The organism is Ruminococcus flavefaciens 007c (assembly GCF_000571935.1).
Lineage (GTDB): Bacteria > Bacillota > Clostridia > Oscillospirales > Ruminococcaceae > Ruminococcus > Ruminococcus flavefaciens_F.
In genome coordinates this window covers 1-19,987 of sequence record NZ_ATAX01000034.1, presented here as the reverse complement: position 1 = coordinate 19,987, position 19,987 = coordinate 1, and the positions used below count along the sequence as shown (strand labels likewise).

Sequence of the window (19,987 nt, the reverse complement as noted above, 5' to 3'; positions counted from 1 at the left end):
AACTCTTTATTCGTACCACTCTTTTGTTCGTTTTGTGCCGTCAGGCATACCCGTTGTGTATATGGCTTCTCCGTACTGAAGCTGATTGCCATACATTAGCAGGTCACGAAGCTTGTCCATTTCCTCAGTATGATCGGCATTTGCGTATTCGGCTAAGGTCTTGCCGTTATATTCAAAATCATAGTCGGGGCTTGATGAAAGTCGGAAGTTTATTGGAAGCACCTCGTCGGTTGGCTTGCGAAGCTTATCATACAGGTTTGACATTACTTCTTTGCCGTTCCACTTTACATATAGCGAATCATAGAACATAACGTCATTATCTGACTTAGCTTCATAAGCTATCTGCGCAGCTTCCCAGCCGTTATTGCTGATACCTGTTCCGTTTTCACCAACATAGAAATACATCGTCTGACTTGTTCCGTCGAAATCATTTGACGGATCATAGGGATTTACATCTTCATACTTCCAGCCGAAACTGAAGCTGATACAGCCGGTGGTGCCTGACGGGTAGTTTGAGAAATCTATCTCTGCCGTGTCGCTATAATATGCAGTGTAGTCGCCCTCCTTGCCTGTGATATCAAGCGACTGCATATCTTCCTTTGTAAAAGCCTTTATATATTCGTTTTTCTCACCATTAACAACAAGTCTTTCATCGTCTATCTTCTTAAAGTTCTCAGTAGCAAAGATGCTGTATTCGGGATATCCCTCGGAATCAAAATTAGGATAACTGTTATGCTCCTGATTATAGGTATATTTATCACCCATTAACATCTTAACATTGAGAGTTTCACCATTAGCACAGAAAGAATTACAGTTCAATGCAAGTCTTTGCGGTTTCAAAACACTGTATGATACTTCGTTTCCGATAAGATATTCAGCGTTATCAATGCTTTGATCATTATCGGATCCATCAAGTCCGAGGAGCATTCTCTGTATCGCCTGTGCGTCGTCAACAGTAAGACCATCACCGTCCATATCAGCATTGGCTCTGCCCTGCTCTGAGATTTTGTACTTATTCGGATTGGCAAGTGCCTGCATAATATATATCGCATCGGCAAGATCTACCTTTCCGTCGCAATTGGCGTCGCCTTTAATATTGACAGTATTGACCGTATCATACACCCAATAAGTCTTCTGTCCGTTTATAATAGGTACAACTTCAAACAGACTTTTATCGATATTGTTTTTCTCAACAAGTTCCATTATCTGCTTACCTGTTGCTTTTTCCGCAACATATTCTATTACAAGCGGAGGATAGTAACTTGGATACTCTTCACTTGTAACACATTTTGCATCTATGTTGTTTTCTTCAAAACAGGCATTTAACAGCTTCATTGCCTTTTCAGCATCGTCAGTCTCTGCATTCGGCTGCAGATGGAAGTCCTTGAAGGCAGTTATATCTGTGATGTTTTCGGAAGCTCTTGCAGCAACGAGCTGTTCTTCGGTAAGACTGCATATTATCAGCGGTGTATAGTCTGAACAGAATGCAGCAGAGCTGTCTATTCCCAGTTTATTAAGTATCGATGCGGCTGCTTCCGCGTATGCTTCTTTTACAAGTCCGAGCCTTCTCTCTTGATAATAATCTGTGCTTTTCTGTTCAACTTCTCGTTCACTTAAGCCCTGTTCATACAATGAATAAATATAATCATGTCTTTTCTGTGCTGCGATCTCGTCGATCTCTTTTGTGTCGATATCCTTGTAGAAAATATAGTAGGTATTGCCCTCAGATGGCGTTATTTCAGCTATTGCGGGGACATCTGACAAGTCAGGTGCTTCCGCGTTTGATATGATACTTATGAGGAAAAAGCTGACAGAAAAAGTATAGAATATAATCAAAGCCCGCTCATTGAGCGGGCTTTAGTTGTTATTAAGAAGTTTCGCCTGATGTGATATAATCTATAAGTTCCTGCGCTCTTGCTTCTCCGATATAGAAGTAAGAAGGCAGACCGCATATATCCATGACCATATATCCGTCCTCAGATATGCTTATATAGCCGCCTATGAGCTTTAGCCTGGGCAGTCTGTAGGATACTGTCAGTTTCGGGATAATACTTTCACGGATATCCTGACACTGATAATAGCTATTGGGGATATAAATATCTTCGGCAAGCAGCTCCCACAGCTTCTGAGTATTTACATTATCATAGCGTTTATTGGATATATTCACCTGCTCTGAAAGCCCATCTGCGGTCATGGAAAGATTGTTTATCATTGTCCTCAGGTCCGCAGGCTGATAGGAGTTGCTGACGTAGATATAATTGCCTGTATAGCCTTTGAATTTCACAGCAATTACCGCGACGGGAGAGATGTCCTTTACAGTGTATACCTCTATATCCGTCTCCTCGCTTATCAACTCTCCGTTATCCCGGTATTCTGTTTTCACATGATCAGAGCGAAGCCGCTGACCGAGAATACTGTTATCCATATGAAATGCTCTGTAGGTAAACAGCTCGTCCCCCTCACTGCTCCCGGGGCGTGCGGATTCGGAAGCGTCCTTCAGAACAAGCTCATGGTATTTACGTCCGGGAGTCTGATCCATGGTAGAGACGGGACTCCCGTGGACAGTGGTTACCGACTCTGTTGTCTCTTCGGTGCCGGTAGTGACCTGAGTTGTAGTCGTGACAGCAGCCGTTGTTGTTGTGCGTGTCGTGACAGTACGCCTTGTTGTCTGTGACGCAGCAGTTGCCGCCTCAGTCTGAGCCGAGGTCTTATCTGCTGAATTGCTTTCAACCGCAGTGGTCTGCGTTATTGGAGCTGTAGTGGTCATTTCTTTTGTTGTATCAGAAGTAGTTACAGCCGCGGGGGAAGTGTGTGCAGTCGTTGTCGCCATTGCAGAAGCTTCCGTATCTGTAACGAGCTCACTGCCGCTGTATTTCTCTCCTCCCGGCTCCATCGAAGGAGCTATGCGCCATATGCCAACACCGGCTATTACTGCGGCGCACATACCCGATACTGCATAAGAGGTATGCTTTATCTTAACGGCTCTGACTCTTCTGGACTCTATGATCTCGTCACCCCGCTTCATTATTCTGTTGGAGATCTCTTCATAGCTCCTCATATTCAAAGCCCTCCTTTTCAAGTATTTGCTTCAGTGCCGCCTTTGCGCGGTAAAGAAGATTCCTTATCTGTCGCTCGTTTTTTCTCATTATTTCAGCCGTTTCGGTGTTGCTGAAATTCTCAAAGAATACCAGATACAGCACCTGCCTGTAATCACAGTTAAGCTTCTCCATTGCCCTGCGGAGCTGCTGCCTGTTTTCGGCGGCTATATGGTTCTTTTCTATATCTTCAATATCAGCAGTATCATAAAACCCGTCCAGCGGAGCTTCCTTTATTTTTCGCCGCTTTCTGAGTATATGGCAGGCTGTATTCCGTCCTACAGAGTAGAGCCAGGTCTTGAAGGTGCTCTTCCCCGAATACTTTGGTTTATCGGTATACAGCTTCAGAAAGGTCTCCTCGGCGAACTCCTCGGCTTCGGTGATATCATCGGCAAAGCTGTTCAGATATAGTGTAAGACCGTCCCAGTACTCTGTGACCAGTTCGGTAAAAGAATTTCTGTCACCATCAAGGAAACGGCGGTAGCTACTTGCACCGTTATCCATAGACAGCTCCTTTCGTGAATGTTTTTTCTTCTATATATTAGTATCATTTCTTCAATGGTTTGTCTCACCTTGATTATAATTTTTTTCAGTTTTTTTGTCAACAGGATTTTTTCTGAAATAGGTGAGACATACAGCATGAAAAAAGGTACTAATAAGTGAAAGGCAAAAAGCTTTCCGAAATAATTAAAAAGGAGGTCTTACCATGAAAAAGATGATAGCTTTTATGCTGGCTGCCGCAATTACCACAGCTCCGCTGTGCAGTATCTCCGTAGGTGCTGAGACAACTGCCGTGAACTATGCTGACGTCGCTATTGAGGACGTATATGCCGTAATAGCCGGATCTGATCATGTTATTCTTTCCGATAGCTGGACAACGACTGATCTCGTTCTTGACAGCAGCGGTAAATATCATATCATCGAAAAACGCTTCAAAGGCGCAGAGATAACAGTTTCCAAGGGAATCGAGCTTCCCCTCGATGAAATAAAGAAGGCAGCCTATTCAAAATATGTAAGCAGACCGCAGATCAGGAAGAACAGCAACGGAGTGACATATTCCCTGAGCTACAGTCAGTATGAGAGCCGCGATGTCATCATAGATATCCTCAAGTCATATGACTGTGTATTGTCCATAGACGAGAATTATGAGGTCTGGGAGGATACGGCAAATCAGGCTGGCACCATGGCTTTCTTTGTAAGCTATGACAAATCAGCAGAGGAGTTCCTCAGCAGATATCCCGATATCGGACTGGTGCATGATGAGGAGAATGACTACATGGCTCAGAGAGAGGACTATGATTATTATTTTGGCCTCAAAGGTGACGGATTCTCATTCCAAAAACTCTATGAGCCTCTGAAGGATATGAACCTCAACGGCATAAAATATGATGTGCTATGGTGCTTGACAGAGCTGGCCTATCTGCCGAATGAGACCTTCAACTGCACCCGCAATCTCTATACAAAGAACGGTATTTCCGAAAAGCTGCGTACCGAAATAAGGAAGTTCTACAGAACTCCCGCCGTACAGGGCGACGCAAACGGTGACGGCTCTCTTGATCTTGCAGACGCGATCTACATAATGCAGTCTCTTGCTAATCCCGATAAGTACCAGCTCACTGAGCAGGGAAGGTTCAATGCGGATATGGACGGCGACGGTGTAACTGTTGGCGACGCACAGGCGATACAGGACAGACTGCTTATGAAATACCCGATATCCGATGACCAGGACGAAAATGATTACATCTTCCCCCAGTATGAAGATGAAAAGGTCTGGCCAGTATAAACATATGCTGATAATAATTTTTTCTGAATCATTATGGAACGGCTTTTCTTTGATAAAATATTGATTATGCCGCATATCTTCAGTTTATACAGTTCCTGATATTGATAATCTGTATATCATATCAGGTAACGAAACGTTACTGCATCTGTAATCTATGGTGAACAAAACGTTCACCATCCCTATTCAAGGGAAAACATTTATGAATGCAAATGTTGAAAATACGCCCGGATTTTCAACATCCTGTGTAGTTAGATAATTATTTGATTCATATCATATCTTAGTTTATAATATAGAGTTTATTGTAAATAATAAATAACTGGATATTATTTACTGCGTAATGTAATACTGCTATCGTTTATTCATCGGCTGTAAAACGCAAAATGGATAATCAGAAAGTGTATGTCTCAAATATGTTTGTTTTCAACGATTTCTAACAGCGTTTCCACGATGTTTCAACATCATTTAAATGAAGCTAATCTCATTTTTTCAATGAATACCGAATCGTTTTTTATAATACTGCTCCGATATGCAAAAAAGCTCCCCGAATATTCGGGGAGCTTAGTTTATTCTCCTAAATGATAGATCTGTTTCATAAATGTCGGATAGTCTCTTGTGACGTTAATTATGTGATATACGATTACTTTGGATTCATTGTCAAAGACTTTATAAAACATCAGATACTTTTCAATAACAATAATACGGAATCCTGATTTTGACAGTTTATCATCAGGCACAGTGATGCCGGAATAAGGGAAACGCGGTATTTGTTCAGCCGCTTCATTGAATTTAGCCTTGATGCGGATTGCTCCTTGCTTACTGCCGAGCATAATAAAGGTTGAAACAATTTCCGTCATATCCTGCAAAGCTGTAGTAAGAAATTCAATAGTGTATTCTTTTGCGTTATCCATTTATCAGCGCCTCTAATTTTTCATTCACTTCGTCAAGTGAATATGTTTTAGCGCCCTGCAGACGCATGGCCTCTGCATTAAGAAGCTTTTCACGCAGGTCAAGCATTTCCTCACGCAAGGAATATGCTTCCATACTCATAACGACAAGGTCACCTTCGCCGTTTTTGGTAAGAAAAACAGGCTGCTTCTTTTCTTTGCAGAAATCAGATATCGCATTATAGTCGTTTCGTAAACTGGTTGAGGGTTTGATCATCATAGGAAACGCCTCCTCTTGTAATTATTCTACACATATTATATCATTCAGTCAAGAGGTACTGTATTTTTGAAAGATTACATAGCTTACCATTATCCATTAAGCCGTTTTTATATGATCGTATTGACAGCATAAGATACTTCTGCTTTGTGAACCATACTAATTATCCTGTCTCTGAGGAAAGGCTTTCAGCGCTTAATGGCTTTATTCAGCACAGAATAAAGCGACTGCTTGAACTATATAACGAATAATATAATAACGCTTGCAGCTAAAAAAGCCTTGCCTCATTGAGGCAGGGCTTTTTCAGTGTTTCTGATACTATGTCATAAACGTACTTTGTTCTGCAAATTCAACTTGACATTTTATCATAAAAGAATCGCCTTATTTTTTATATTTTCTAATCAATTATTCAATTCCTTATCGGTACGGTATCATAGTATTTCGCAAATAACACCTAATTTTTTTAGATTCCGACCTGAATATAGTATGTATACACCACCTTGTGCCCCATTGATTTCACGCTATTTCGTGGAATTTCCCATTGTTGTTCTGAACTAATCATATTGGTCATCGTATATAATGTAGTATTATGTTAGGATTTCAAAACCCTATGCTATAGTTATATAGGTAAAAAAACGGTTGAGAGTATTGTAAGCATTCTATTTCCGTCATTAATTCTTCTAAGCAATTAATTCCAGTAAAGAGTTGCTTTGATTTATGATAATACGCAGTCTATCAATCATATATTTATTTTATATTTAATTCCAGACGAATTTACCGATACTGTGTCTGCCCGTTAAAAATACATATTACTTTTTCATTATAAAAATATATTTGATATGTATAATATTCCATGTTAAAATTGAGAGCTGATTATAGATTGTATAAAGTATTTGATGGAAAAAATACTGAGGATTTATCTGTTAGTAAGCTTTTCTATCATACCATTATGTCTTTCTTTAATCGCGGGAATATTATTCAGAAGGGAATAGGTCAAGAATGAAAAAACGAAATCGTGTGATTGCTGCTTCGCTTTCAGCGCTGTTTTTAAGTCAGATACTGATCGGCGGCAGCGGCAATAACAAAGGGTTGCTTCATCCCGAAAACATCGCTTATGCAATTGATTCAATCAAGCTGAAGATCAATGCCGATGAATTAAAAGAAGACTTCAAAGAAAACACTGCCGGACTCGGTGAGATCGATTTTTTTGATGTTGCATACGGTAATTCAACAAGAAGTAAGAAAAGATCTCTGTCATCATCGAGAGGTTTCGGTGATAATCTGACAGTTTCCGGTACTATTATGCTCGGCAATGTTGACGGGTATGAAACTTCGGATGATCAGCCGATAAGAATTATCATATTTGACGGCAACTGGACTCCCTTAGTAAACGAGACATATCATAACGGAGATCAGTATTCCGTGTCTGTTTCCGCATCGGGATCAGATGTATTTCACGTAAAATATGAGTGTGACGGATATCTTCCGGCAATTCTGAGAAATATCGGAACAGGTTCTTTCGTTCTCGGATCAAATGGTTCAGCTGATACGTTAACACTTGTTCCTGGTAATTCGACATTCAGAAATGATGAAAATGATTATTGGAACGAAGAAAATCTGACTGTTGATGATGCACAGTACGTAAGAACTTTTATCGGAGCACAAGAAGGCACGGATGATTATCAGAGCTATATGGATAAGAATGCCGATGGTGAAATCGATGAATTCGATGCAGGCTGGTTTGAATCGGCATATTCCGGAAATGTAAGTGCAGACATGGCGATCAGGAAAACAATGCGGTTAGAAAGTGATGCTGTATTCGAGCATAGTTTAGATCTGCATGATACCAGTCTCGATCTTAACGGATATAAGCTCACTGTAGAGGATTGTATGTCCTTCTCTACCGAAAATCCTTCATTATGGGAAAACGGAGAGGGCGCTGTCCTCGATATCAACGGAGGCTTCCTTGAGATCAAGAAGAACTTCGTATTCAGAACGGCTTCCCCCGACGGCTGGGGCTGCCCTGCGGGTCAGAAACTCAAGATCAACGGCGGTATCCTCAACGTAGAAGGTCAGTTTGATTTCGGGCAGGTACATTGCTATGATGAGATGATAATGACCAACAGTGATGATCTTGTCTTTATAGGCGGCAACTGGAACTATGTTACAGATTCTGATATGGAAGGCAAGTGGACTGCGGGAAAGCTTTATTTCCTTGGACAGAACTGGAATGTCAATGAGGAATCCGGTCCTAAATCCATCTTTTCTTCCGGAACCCATTCAATAACATTTTATTATCCCTATGGCAAGCAGACCATGCTCTGGGATAATCCTGTACCGACCGTCAGCAATCCCGACGGTACTCTTAACACACAGAGAAGATTCAATTTCGATTACGAAAACGGTCTTGTGTTCCCCTATGGATTTACTGAGGATCTTTATTACTTCAGACCGTCATGGAGAGACTATGACGCTCCTGACTACTCAAGATACCGCAAGTCCTTTGCAGCAAGTGACGGTACTGATGTGGCTACAGGTAACTACTCAAAATCCTTTACCGACTTCAGTATAACTTCTCCCGGTGTTCATGCTGACTTCATGAGAACATACAACTCCATGAACGAAGAAGAAGGCTCCTTCGGTAAGGGCTGGGATTTCAACGTTGATGTAAGCAAGATAGTTTTCCCTGCATACGGATATTATCAGGTAGTTCTTCCTGACGGTTCGAATACGACCTTCAAGGACGACGGCAACGGCGGCTTTGAATGTATGAATGCTCACAGCCGCATGGAAAGAAACGGCAATGAGTATACTGTTACAAATTCATCGAATGCAAAATACCACTTCAATGCAGAAGGAAGACTTGATGAAGTACAGGATGCCAGCGGTAATACGCTTCTTATTTCCGACCTTGAAAATAATGTCAGATATGTTACCGATTCCACAGGCAGACGTTACTCAATACACTATACTGAAATAAACGGCAAGAAGAGAATAGACAGCATTACCGATAACTGTGATGCTCCTGAAAGCGAGCAGCGTTCGGTAAGCTATCAGTACGACAATGATGGCAGACTTACTTCCTTTACAAATGTTTCCGGCGGTGCTGAGACATATGAGTACGATGGGAACGGATACCTCTGCAAAATCATTGACTGTTACGGAGAGACAGTTGAAGAGGCAGGATATCTTGATCACGGTGAACTCAGCTGTATTATCAATTCATCGGGCTTAAAGCAGCAGTATAAGTACGATAAGGCTGAAAAGACCACAAACATGGATGAATATGACGGTAATACACTTCTCAAGTCGTATTTCTACAGTTATGATGAATCCTGCGCGTTAAAGACTACCGAAGTTTCTACCGCAGGTCAGCTCTTTACTCTCAACAAGATAAAGTATACACAGACAGACGGCAGAAACAGATATAACGAGATCAGGGAAGTTACCGATATCAAGGGCAATACCACTTCCTATGAAAGAGACGGGAACGGCAATGTGACCAAGGTGGTATATGCTGACGGTTCTTTTTCTCTTACCAGATACAATGACAAGAATATGCCCGTTATCCAGTCGGATGAATGCGGATATATTACTATCACAAGATATGATGATACCGGTATAAAAGCTGTCAGGGAGTATAATAAGTTCCTCCCGATAAGCGATCCCGAGGCTTTTGTAAACAGCTACAGCGAGAACATGGCTCTCAGCGAGAATGATTATTCCGTTACAGAGTACACCTATGCTTCTGTATCCGAAACAGGCGGAATCAAGGGCCTTGTAAAAACAGTCACTACCGCTGATAATGTAACTGTTGAATACTGCTACAGTCCTAACGGTTATGCCAAGGGACTCCCTGTAACAAAGTATGTAAAGAGCAATAATAATATTATTGCCAAGACAACATATGAGTACAACGAGCAGCTTCAGCCCTCAGTTGAGAGAGTATATGCTGATATTTCTCACAATATAACTTCTGTCAAGGAGTTTGAGTATGATGCTTTCAGCAATCTTATCGAAGTAAGGGATTACGGTATCGGAAACGTTCCTAAAGTATCTATTACGGAATATGACCTTCTCAGCCGTAAAACAGCAGATTACTCCCCTCTCTGGTCTGCTGACAGATCCCATGCTACGACATATACTTATTATCCCAACGGAAAAATAAAGACTGTTACAGATGTAATGGGACACACTGTTTCATACAATTACAACAAGTACGGACAGCTTATTTCAACTACATATCCTGATGGTACGATAGATGTTATCATATATGATGAGCTGGACAGAGTTGCAGCTACAGGATTCAAGGCTGACGTAAGCTCGCCTTTACAGTATCTGACATCAGTTGATTATGCTTTTGAAGAACACGAATATAACATAATAACTCCGAATGGTTCCAGAGAGGCAACTTATAAGGGCTTAAGGACAAATAAGCATACATACATTTCAGGTTCAAAGCGCATTAATTCCTCTGTACTTACCGACCTCAGAGGAAATAATGTTGAAGAAAAGATCAATGATCAAATAAAACTCACCTCTGTTTATTATGAAAACGGACAGCTTGCAAAGAAAACAGATGCAAACGGAAATGATACGTTATATGAATACGGTAAGTTCGGACTTCTTACAAAATCTACTGTTCCGCTGAGTGATAACAGCAGTTCTGTTGCTGTAAATTCATACGATGACTGCGGAAGACTTGTAATGTCCAAAAAGCTTTCACAGGCTGAAAATGAAACAGACGCCAAGTGGATAATCTCTGAGAATACCTATGACGCTTTCGGCAATCTTTCCCAGACAACATTAAAGAACTCCGATTCCGGTGAGAAGAGCATAACACGTTATTTCTACAATGATATGGGCATACAGACAAGTATGCAGACAGGCCTTTCGTCTGAAGATGATCAGGACTATCTTACTACATATTTCCATTATGATAACTGGTTCCGTTCAATCAGAAAGACCGACAGCACAGGCTATGACTCAGGTACTGTTGAATATGACCTGGATAACAACGTAATAAGCTCCACCGATACTATCGGAAACAGCAGTGTTTATACCTACGACCTTCTCGGACGCGTTCTTAATGTTGATACTACAAACGCTGCTGATCCTTCAAAGAACGTTGAAGCTTCATACACCTATGATATAATGGGCAGAGTCAAGACAGCCACAACCAATGATGTTACTACATCTTATGAATACGACAAGCTCGGAAGAAAATACAGCGAAACAGAATCTTCAAATAATAATTCCGTATTCAGAGGATTCTTCTATGAAGGTGTTTCTTCATTCCTCAGAAGAGAAATAACAGGCCGTTATCATCTCATTGTGTATTCATCCAAGGAATATGAGTACGATGATGAGATGAGATTGCAGACCGTTAAAGAAAACGGAAGTGAAGTCGTTTCATATTCATATGATGCTGTCGGAAATAAGCTGACAGAAACTCTCGGAAACGGCGTTGTTTCCAACTACAGCTACAACAGACTCAATAAGATCACAAACATCGAAACTGCTCTGGACGGAAACGAGCTCTCCAATTATCAGTATTTTTACAATCTTGATGGCTCAGACTATTGCAAAATCCGTACAGAAGGTGGTATAATAGAAGAGACATCATACGGCTATGACGGTCTTAACAGACTTGTAAGCGAATCTGTCGCTGTAAACGATAATGTTACAGACACCTATTCCTATGAATATGATGACTACGGCAACCGTTCAAGAATGACAGCTTCAGGTACTGAAAACTACTCTACTGTATATAATTATAATGACGCACAGGGAAATTATACCGGTATGCTTCAGAAGGAGACAAAAACTGCTGCTCCTTCCACAGTTTCGTCAACGCCTTCTGTAAAGGAAACAAACTACACTTATGATGCAAACGGCAATTTAGTCGGCGAGACATCAGGAAGCACGACCAAGACATATACCTATAACGGCATCAATCAGCTTATTGGTTATACAGACGGAAATACGACCGCAGCCTATACTTATAACTCAAATGGCTTAAGAATTGAAAAAACAGTTAATGGTCAGCGTATCAATCACATATGGGACGGCAGCGGTCAGATCGTAGCAGACATTAATGACGGCAGTCTGTACAATGCAAAGTGTTATATACGCGGAACAGGCCTTGCAGCAAAATATGATTTTGTAAATGGTTTAAAGACAGGATATACATATTATCTTCAGAATGCACACGGAGACGTAGATGCTCTTCTTGATGATAACGGCGCAGTAACAAAGACATACCATTATGATGCTTTTGGCGTTGAAAAGGATATTGACGACAACGATATGAATGCTTTCCGTTACTGCGGAGAGTATTACGATAAGGAAACCGCAACCATCTACCTCAGAGCAAGATACTATAATCCCTCTAACGGAAGATTCAACAGCAGAGACACCTTTGCAGGCAGATCAGGCGATCCGCTCAGTCTTAACCTTTATACATACTGTAAGAATAATCCTGTAAGATTCATTGACCCCAGCGGACATGACACAGTAGAAGCAGCAGCTTTTGCAGCAAAGAATCCCCGTCCGACCAAGGTTAACAGTCCCGGAGATGCAAAGATACTTAAGCAGTGGGATGACAAGTATAACAGGCTTCTTAATTCACCGCCTTCAGTTAATAGTGCAAGTGATGCTGCTATGTACACAAGCCTTCGCAAGGAGGTAACAGTACTTCCCAAGATCAACAGTCAGAGCGATGTAAAGGCTTATGCTACCGAGATCAAGGAGCATAATATATGGCGCACACTGGAAGCTGAAAAGAAAGCAGCCGCTGATAAACGTAAAGCAGAAGCTGCTGCAAGAGCGGCAGAAAAAGCAAGAGCTGAAAGACAGAAGAGATTTGATGACAGACTTGCAGCTGTACCTGCACCAAGTTGTAAAGAATACTATGACACTATGGATGAAGCGGCTATTGATTTCGTTCTTATGTATAATGAAAGATCAATCAATGAGTGGAGAGAATATGATGCTCGTATAGATGCGGTGAATGTTAACGGCGAAACAAAATACGTTCTTGGCCCGGTTGGGGTGGGCAAAAAGAGAGATGATGGATATGGCAATCCTACTTATGGCGGTGAAGGAGCAGTAATTGATTTTACCCCTGACTCAGTTGCATTTGTTCATACACATGCACAGTATTACGGTGATCTTAATGATTCGTTTTCAGGTTTTGATAAAGGAATCTATGGAGATGCGGAATATATAAAGGAATATAATAAGATAGGATATGTTGGAACGCCTAAGGGTGAAGTTCTTAGAATGACTCCTGAAGCTAAAAACCGTTATGATGCTGACACTATCTTTGAAAATGCACCTTTTGACCCTAACCACGATTATTGGAAAGTAGATTGAGGAACGAAAAATGAAAAAAATACTATTAATTTCAATAATATTTGCAGCGATGGTTTCCTGTGGAAAAGCTCATGAGAATACATCTTACGAGAAGATAGATTCTTCTGCTGTCGAAGAATCAACAGAAACTCCCCTGACGGAAACAACTGTTGTTGCAACGAAAACAACATCAGACAATAATATCCAGAATTCAACTGAGACAACGTCCGTTTCCGAGTTTACCGAACAGCAGATCGTAAAAGAAATATGTATTAATACTTATGGATTTGATGATGAGACTGCTGAAAGCTTTTCTGAAATGATGATCGAAAATGTAAAGAAAATATCTGACGATGTTCTCGGGGCTATTGCTTCGGAAGATGAAGCCAAAGAAAAAGGCAGAAGCGTCATTGCGGAAATAGCAGGAAATGATTTCATTGAAAGTATTGAATCCGAATATGTTGAGCTTAATGGCGAAAAAGTGAAGTATCAACGCGAAAAGCCTGCATATATCATAACATATTATGATGAATTTGATATATGGAAGATTGCACCGACGCTTCCCGTGGGAACTACTGAAGACGGCAGGTCTGTTTTTACCCCCGGAACAGTTCCTTATGTTCTGTTAAGGGGCAGCGACGGAAAAGTAGTCGGTATTTTCCACTAATGTCATTTTTCAATTTCAAGAATAATTAGTTTATTAAATAATACTATGAAAACAAAAATCATTACAGCAATATCAGCACTATTGATTTGTGCTACAGCAGTATCCTGCGGAGATGCTGCTGAAAAAGAGTCAATAAGCGTTAAGGAAACTACCACTGCTATTGAGACACAGACAGAAACAACGTCCGCAGCCGCTCTTACCACATCAGCAGCTGAAACAACTGCCTCTGCCGTTATTACCACAACTGCAGCAGAGAACACATCTGCTGATAAAGACGAGGATATCATGACCATTGTTAAAGAAGTCTGCATGAGATATTACGATGCTCCTGAGTATTCTGAGAAAGATGCTGAGAAAGAAGCAGAATTATTGATCGATAGGGCAAAGGAGTTCACTGAACAGGATCCTGTTGAAGTCAATTCCGAAGATGTTGCCATGTCACGAGCTAAAACAATTTTTATCGAGTCTATTGGTCAAGAGTTCATCGATGAGCTTGAATCAGACTATTACGAGAAAAATGGTCAGATGCTCAAACTTGAAAGAAATGATCCTCCATATAAATGTGTTTACTATGACGAGTATGATGTGTGGGCTGTTACCGCTGTTCTGCGCTCGGGAAAACTTGAGGACGGAACAGGTCTCGAACACACAGGTGCATCATTATATGTACTTATAAGAGGCAAGGACGGAGCTTTATTAGCGGCGCATTGCTGATGATATGATAAACAAACAGCTCTGAGAGCTTAAAACTCTCAGAGCTGTTTTATTTTTTAAGCAGTTTGATAAATATATGCTGAGCAAAACGTAAGCGTAAATCAACGACGTATTCATCAAAATTGAGATCTGATACATAATAAGGTCTAAGCCGGTCCACAAACCTGATCAGAGCAAAGCTTTCAACGAATGTTATCACTTCATGTGTCTGCTCTGAGACAAGGGAGCAATCATTACATAAATATCCATAAAAAGCATAAAAGGCTTTGTTTTCAGCTTTTTAAGACTATTTTAAGATTTGTTATATATTATTTAATATAACTTTTTATGTTATTATAACATTATATTAAGGAGGATGAAAAAAATGAAGAAAAAACACTTACTGACAGGTATGCTATCAGCCTGCCTCATCGGCGCAGCCTCTATTGTGCCTTTCACAGCTTCAGCAGCCGCCCCCCTCTACGGCGACGCTAACTGCGACGGAAATGTAGATCTGGCCGATGCAATCCTAATCATGCAGTACCTTGCAAATCCGTCCAAATACGGAACAGAAGGCACGTATGAAAAACATATCACCGAAATCGGCAAAGACAATGGCGATGTCTTTGAACGCGGTTCGGGTCTTACTCCCAACGATGCACTTTCTATCCAGAAAAAGATCTTAGGCCTTATCTCAACTCTCCCCGAGTCTTATGAAGGAGACTCCGAAGTAAACGCTGATGATGTCAGCACATCTATCCATCTCAGTGACGCCTCCATTACTGTTGAAGGCAAATTTGCTGCGGTAAACGGCTCAAAGGTTACTATCTCACATTCCGGTACATATACCATCGACGGTACTCTCAGTGACGGACAGATATTTGTTGAGATCCCCGATGAAAAAACAGATCCGGGCACTGTAAAACTTGTATTGAACGGAGTAAATATTACCGGCAAGAACGCTCCCGCAATTTTAGTGAAGAATGCAGACAAGACTTCCATAACAATTGCAGACGCTACCGAAAACTTTATTTCTGACGGTACATCCGCATACACAGCCGACTATGAAAAAAATGCTGTCATCGAAGCTAAGGATGATCTTACGATAAAGGGCGGAAATGCAGGAACAGGAACTCTCACCATTACTGCAAATGTACAGCCTGCCATAGTCTGCAACAATGATATCAAGTTTACAGGCGGTATCACAAACATAGATGCTCTCAACGAAACAGAGCCCAATGATGCTGTAAAGGGTAAAACTTCCGTTCTTGTAAAGGACGGCAAGCTATGTATCCAGTCACAGGGTGACGGTATCAAGTCAACAAAGGGCAATGTTGATTTTGAAGGCGGCGAGGTCAGCATCAAGTCAGGCAGTGATGCTGTACAGGCAGAGACCGCAATAAATATCAGCGGCGGTGATATCAGTGCATTCGGTGATAAAGGACTTACCAGCGCAGGTGCCGTGAATATCACCGGCGGTGATCTCCTTGCAACATCCACTGACTGTCAGTGTGAAAACATCACTTCAACCAAGCAGAACACCCTTATGTTTGACTTCGTTAAGGAGTGGTCAAAGAATAACCCGATAACAATTACCGATTCATCCAATAATGTTGTCTTTGATAAGAACACCTCAAAAAAATTCTCTTATGCTGTAGTTTCATCTCCAAAGATCGCAGACGCTGATTACAAGCTCTTCACAGGCGGTATCAAAATGAAGCACAGCACAGGCAATACATTCAAGGCCGGCAGCCTCTCTGCTTTCAAGGATGTCAACAACGATATGGAGAATGAGGAGCAGCTCTACAGTGAGCTCTTCAGTCAGGAATTCATCCACAAGATAGACGTCAGAATGGACGAAGCAAAGTGGGAAAACCTTCTCAAGAACGCAAGCAAGGAGGAATGGACTCCCTGTGATATCGTTATTGACGGTGAAGAATTCAAGAACGTTGGTATAAGAACCAAGGGCAACAGTTCTCTTATGATGGCTAAGAACGGCAAGTACAGCTTCCGCATCAAGATGGATAAGTACGATAAGGATGTAAACTACCACGGTCTGACTGAGATGTGCATGAACAATATGCTCATGGACGCTTCATGCCTCAGAGATATCCTCTGCTATAACGCTATGTATGAAATAGACGGCGTTGCTCCTCATGCTGCACATACAGATATGTACCTGAACGGCGAGCTTTACAGCTTCTACCTGCTTGCAGAGCAGCCCGGTACTACTGTAGCAGAACGCTACGCTGTTGACAATGATTCAGTTCTTTACAAGGCAACGGAAAGCAACGGCAACGGCGGAGGCGGCTGGGGCGGTTTCGGCGGTGACAGCTACTGCTCATTTACAGAGAATATGCCTCTTGACAGATTTGATGTCAAGTTCGGTCAGGATGATGGATTCAAGCATATTCAGGATATCAAAACAGCAATAAACAAGCTCACACCTACAGATTACAAGTTCATCGAGGATGTTATCGATGTACCGAGCTTCCTGAAGGGCTTTGCCGTAAACTCCATATTCTGCAACTATGACAGCTATAACGGCTCACTCGCTCACAACTACTACCTCATGTACTCAGGCGGCAAGGCTTACTTTGTAGGCTGGGATTACAACCTCTGCCTCGGCAACTTCACAGGCGGTGCCGGCGCAGTAGTATCTGACATCACAACAAGTCTGTATCAGTCTACTATCGAGGACCGTCCTCTTGCAAAACTCCTTCAGGTACCCGAATACTACGATATGTACGTAGAGATAGTAAACGATGTTTTGAACTACTACAGCGACCCTGAAGCATATGTTGCCGATTATTCAAAGAAGATACGCTCACACGTTGAAGCTGATCCGCGTTTTGAATTCACAGTTGAGGACTTTGATACAAACACCTCAAAGAGTGAAGAAGGACTCCAGTACAGCGAAGAAGATGCAAATGCAGGCTGGGGCAACTGGGGTAATTTCGGTGACGCCAATGGTGAAAACGGCGGAGGCTGGCCTGGATTCGGCGGTGATCCCAACGGTGAGAACGGCGGCTGGCCCGGATTCGGCGGTGATCCCAACGGCGAGAACGGCGGCGGCTGGCCCGGATTCGGCGGTGATCCCAACGGTGAGAACGGCGGAGGCTGGCCCGGATTTGGCGGCGACGCAAGCTTCGACTGGGCTAACATGGACTGGAGCAACATGGATTGGGGCGACATGGACTGGGGCAACATGGACTGGGGTGACATGGACTGGGGCAACGGTATGTTCGGCGGCGGTCAGACTTCAGTTGTTGACTTCCTCATCAAGAGATTTGAGATAATTCGTGAAGCCCTCAATAAATAAGCATATATTACAAGCAGTATCACCAAAGAAAATTTAATATTCAAAAGGCAGTCAAGGGAAGCATCCTTTGACTGCCTTTTATGTTTTGACCGTTTATTGCAAACAAGTCAGCTCATATCATGTTATCTGTGTTTTGTCAGAACGTTCGTCAGTGTTTCCAGAAGAATATCAACATCTATAGGTTTTGCAACGTGTGCCTGCATTCCGGCTTTCAGCGCCTCATCTTCATCTTCTTTAAAAGCATTGGCTGTCATGGCGATTATCGGGATCCTTGAAAGCTCCTTGTTTTCATTAGTGGCGGTATAACCGTCCATGACAGGCATTTGCACATCCATAAGCACAGCATATCGCAACAATGATTAGTATATTCTCAAATGTGCTGTCCGGCGTTTTAGGTGCCGTTGCTGATAAAGGCAAATCCGAAAAGAGCAGCGATGAATCCGCCCAATCGGAAAGCAATGACTCAAGTTCAAGTTTGGAGTGAGTTGCCGCAAAAGCTTTTTTGATGATAATGGAGCCGCAAGAGCGGCTCCATCTTTTTACATCATTTTAGTACCATGTTCTGAAAATACTATTATTCTGGCGCGGCGGACAGAAATAGTTCCTTAAACCAAACAATGAACGGATAACAGCGATTATTCTCTCATTATACCTGTTATATGTGTTCCTTATTATCGTATTTATATAATCGGGAACCGAGAACGTATTTGTTATGGTCTTATTGTCCCCGTAATGATATACCGCAGTTATCCTGTTGGATATTGCAAATGAATCGGGAGAACAAGTAAAGCCATAATATTTTTCGTCACAGCTCATAAAATCAGCGTCAAAGGCATCTGTGTATGTTTTGCCATTGATATTGAATTCCATATAGCTGTTATTCTTTTCTTCTTCTGTAAGAGAAGTAATGTCAAGGTAGAAATTAAAGCTGATCTGTCTGCTCAGAACAATACTCTGCGACTTGAATTCAGGAACGGGTTCAGCAGCGTACTCGCTTTGTTTTACAGTAGTGAAGTTTCTGACTGTAGTATTATTATCCTTGTCTTTTCCGATAAAGGATATCACGTTTTTCTTTTCTGCTGCCTGACTTAACTTATCGGCAGGAAGCTCAAATCTTACAGAACCGTTTGACAGTGCAAAAGTATCATAGTACAAACCGTTTACATATACTTTCAGACTTGTTGTCTGCGGATCATTTACGGCTATCTGCATGATAAGGTCTTTTTCGGGCTTGATAACAGCATCGGCAGGAGCACTTGCTGATATCGTATCATCAACAGCATTTGGTGTCGAGATATTCACTGCATCCGATCTGATATACGGTGAAGCGCTGTTTTCGTTATATGTGCTTGCGAGCAATGCGTCATCCGAGCTGAACTGCTCGTCAAGCCACGCTATCCTTTCGCGCATATACGATATGAATAAGTCTCTGTCGGCTATATAGCCTCTGCCGTAACCGGGCCACTGATTATTTCTGTCCCAGAGCGCACTGTCAGCCATACCCGATTCGTAAAGATATTCGCTGTCTCTTTCAAGTGCGCCGTTTTCCTTTATAACGTCTTCAAGGTAAGGCCTTATCTGCCAGTATCTGTCGGTTGCTGCCGAAATAAACAGCGGATCATCAAGGAACTCTCTGTAGAAATTCTGCGGATTTTCAAACTTTGATACCTTCCAGCCTGTTGCCTCACTGCTTATTTCCTGACTTACGATTATTGAACCTGCGCCTGTGTCAAAGTCCCATGGAGGACCGAATTTAAGGAGAGAATCATGCGGTTTATAGATATATCTGCTCTTGTAGCGCGAATCGTCATTTCCCATTATCTCCATAAGCAGCCAGTAGGATACCATTGAATCAAAATCAGCAAGCTCGGTGTAATGAGTCATCTTGCCGTCTATCTCGGTATATCCGT

12 protein-coding genes are annotated in these 19,987 nt (G+C 41.9%); 5 read left to right on the top strand and 7 right to left on the bottom strand.

Annotated elements, in window-relative coordinates; translation table 11 throughout:
* Window positions 1-6: 6 nt before the first annotated feature.
* The 3 genes from RF007C_RS18260 to RF007C_RS13835 form a co-directional block, all read right to left on the bottom strand.
* A complete protein-coding gene (locus tag RF007C_RS18260; protein WP_193385758.1) occupies window positions 7-1,764 on the bottom strand; it encodes a dockerin type I repeat-containing protein in 1,758 nt (585 codons plus the stop codon).
* 103 nt (window positions 1,765-1,867) lie between these two features.
* The gene (locus RF007C_RS13840) at window positions 1,868-3,058 is read right to left on the bottom strand and encodes a hypothetical protein (RefSeq protein ID WP_037300848.1); all 1,191 of its coding nucleotides are present in this window, start codon (window positions 3,056-3,058) and stop codon (window positions 1,868-1,870) included.
* Window positions 3,045-3,599, bottom strand: a complete 555-nt coding sequence (locus RF007C_RS13835) for an RNA polymerase sigma factor (protein ID WP_037300846.1) — start codon at window positions 3,597-3,599, stop codon at window positions 3,045-3,047. Before RF007C_RS13835 ends, RF007C_RS13840 begins: the two co-directional genes overlap by 14 nt.
* A gap of 202 nt (window positions 3,600-3,801) precedes the next feature.
* Here RF007C_RS13835 and RF007C_RS18255 point away from each other — a divergent pair, with 202 nt between their 5' ends.
* The gene (locus tag RF007C_RS18255; protein ID WP_037300844.1) at window positions 3,802-4,878 is read left to right on the top strand and encodes a dockerin type I repeat-containing protein; all 1,077 of its coding nucleotides are present in this window, start codon (window positions 3,802-3,804) and stop codon (window positions 4,876-4,878) included.
* Window positions 4,879-5,441: 563 nt separating this feature from the next.
* Here the strand turns inward: RF007C_RS18255 and RF007C_RS13825 are convergent.
* Window positions 5,442-5,786: a type II toxin-antitoxin system RelE/ParE family toxin gene (locus RF007C_RS13825; RefSeq protein ID WP_037300842.1), complete on the bottom strand. Its 345-nt coding sequence runs from the start codon at window positions 5,784-5,786 to the stop codon at window positions 5,442-5,444.
* A complete protein-coding gene (locus tag RF007C_RS13820; protein WP_037300841.1) occupies window positions 5,779-6,042 on the bottom strand; it encodes a type II toxin-antitoxin system Phd/YefM family antitoxin in 264 nt (87 codons plus the stop codon). Before RF007C_RS13820 ends, RF007C_RS13825 begins: the two co-directional genes overlap by 8 nt.
* Window positions 6,043-7,038: 996 nt before the next feature.
* On the opposite strand from RF007C_RS13820, the gene RF007C_RS13815 reads away from it, so the two are divergent.
* The 4 genes from RF007C_RS13815 to RF007C_RS13800 all read left to right on the top strand — a co-directional run bounded on the left by RF007C_RS13815 (window position 7,039) and on the right by RF007C_RS13800 (window position 18,077).
* Window positions 7,039-13,416, top strand: coding sequence for an RHS repeat-associated core domain-containing protein (locus RF007C_RS13815; RefSeq protein WP_037300839.1), 6,378 nt, complete (start codon window positions 7,039-7,041; stop codon window positions 13,414-13,416).
* A gap of 10 nt (window positions 13,417-13,426) precedes the next feature.
* On the top strand, window positions 13,427-14,062 hold the full coding sequence (locus RF007C_RS13810) for a hypothetical protein (RefSeq protein ID WP_037300836.1): 636 nt from the start codon (window positions 13,427-13,429) through the stop codon (window positions 14,060-14,062).
* A 45-nt stretch (window positions 14,063-14,107) separates the two neighbouring features.
* Window positions 14,108-14,776, top strand: coding sequence for a hypothetical protein (locus RF007C_RS13805; RefSeq protein WP_037300834.1), 669 nt, complete (start codon window positions 14,108-14,110; stop codon window positions 14,774-14,776).
* Window positions 14,777-15,140: 364 nt separating this feature from the next.
* The gene (locus RF007C_RS13800) at window positions 15,141-18,077 is read left to right on the top strand and encodes a carbohydrate-binding domain-containing protein (RefSeq protein ID WP_037300831.1); all 2,937 of its coding nucleotides are present in this window, start codon (window positions 15,141-15,143) and stop codon (window positions 18,075-18,077) included.
* A gap of 122 nt (window positions 18,078-18,199) precedes the next feature.
* Here RF007C_RS13800 and RF007C_RS13795 read toward each other — a convergent pair whose 3' ends face one another.
* Window positions 18,200-18,412, bottom strand: coding sequence for a response regulator (locus RF007C_RS13795; RefSeq protein WP_082316779.1), 213 nt, complete (start codon window positions 18,410-18,412; stop codon window positions 18,200-18,202).
* Between the two features lie 214 nt (window positions 18,413-18,626).
* Window positions 18,627-19,987: CotH kinase family protein (locus tag RF007C_RS13790; protein WP_037300825.1), on the bottom strand; the 1,361-nt coding region annotated here is incomplete at its 5' end.

What these genes read in the sequence shown, in the direction of transcription:
- RF007C_RS13840 (WP_037300848.1), bottom strand. Translation starts at nt 3,058, where the DNA reads ATGAGGAGCTATGAAGAGATCTCCAACAGAATAATGAAGCGGGGTGAC.
- RF007C_RS13835 (WP_037300846.1), bottom strand. Translation starts at nt 3,599, where the DNA reads ATGGATAACGGTGCAAGTAGCTACCGCCGTTTCCTTGATGGTGACAGA.
- RF007C_RS18255 (WP_037300844.1), top strand. Translation starts at nt 3,802, where the DNA reads ATGAAAAAGATGATAGCTTTTATGCTGGCTGCCGCAATTACCACAGCT.
- RF007C_RS13825 (WP_037300842.1), bottom strand. Translation starts at nt 5,786, where the DNA reads ATGGATAACGCAAAAGAATACACTATTGAATTTCTTACTACAGCTTTG.
- RF007C_RS13820 (WP_037300841.1), bottom strand. Translation starts at nt 6,042, where the DNA reads ATGATGATCAAACCCTCAACCAGTTTACGAAACGACTATAATGCGATA.
- RF007C_RS13815 (WP_037300839.1), top strand. Translation starts at nt 7,039, where the DNA reads ATGAAAAAACGAAATCGTGTGATTGCTGCTTCGCTTTCAGCGCTGTTT.
- RF007C_RS13810 (WP_037300836.1), top strand. Translation starts at nt 13,427, where the DNA reads ATGAAAAAAATACTATTAATTTCAATAATATTTGCAGCGATGGTTTCC.
- RF007C_RS13805 (WP_037300834.1), top strand. Translation starts at nt 14,108, where the DNA reads ATGAAAACAAAAATCATTACAGCAATATCAGCACTATTGATTTGTGCT.
- RF007C_RS13800 (WP_037300831.1), top strand. Translation starts at nt 15,141, where the DNA reads ATGAAGAAAAAACACTTACTGACAGGTATGCTATCAGCCTGCCTCATC.
- RF007C_RS13795 (WP_082316779.1), bottom strand. Translation starts at nt 18,412, where the DNA reads ATGGATGTGCAAATGCCTGTCATGGACGGTTATACCGCCACTAATGAA.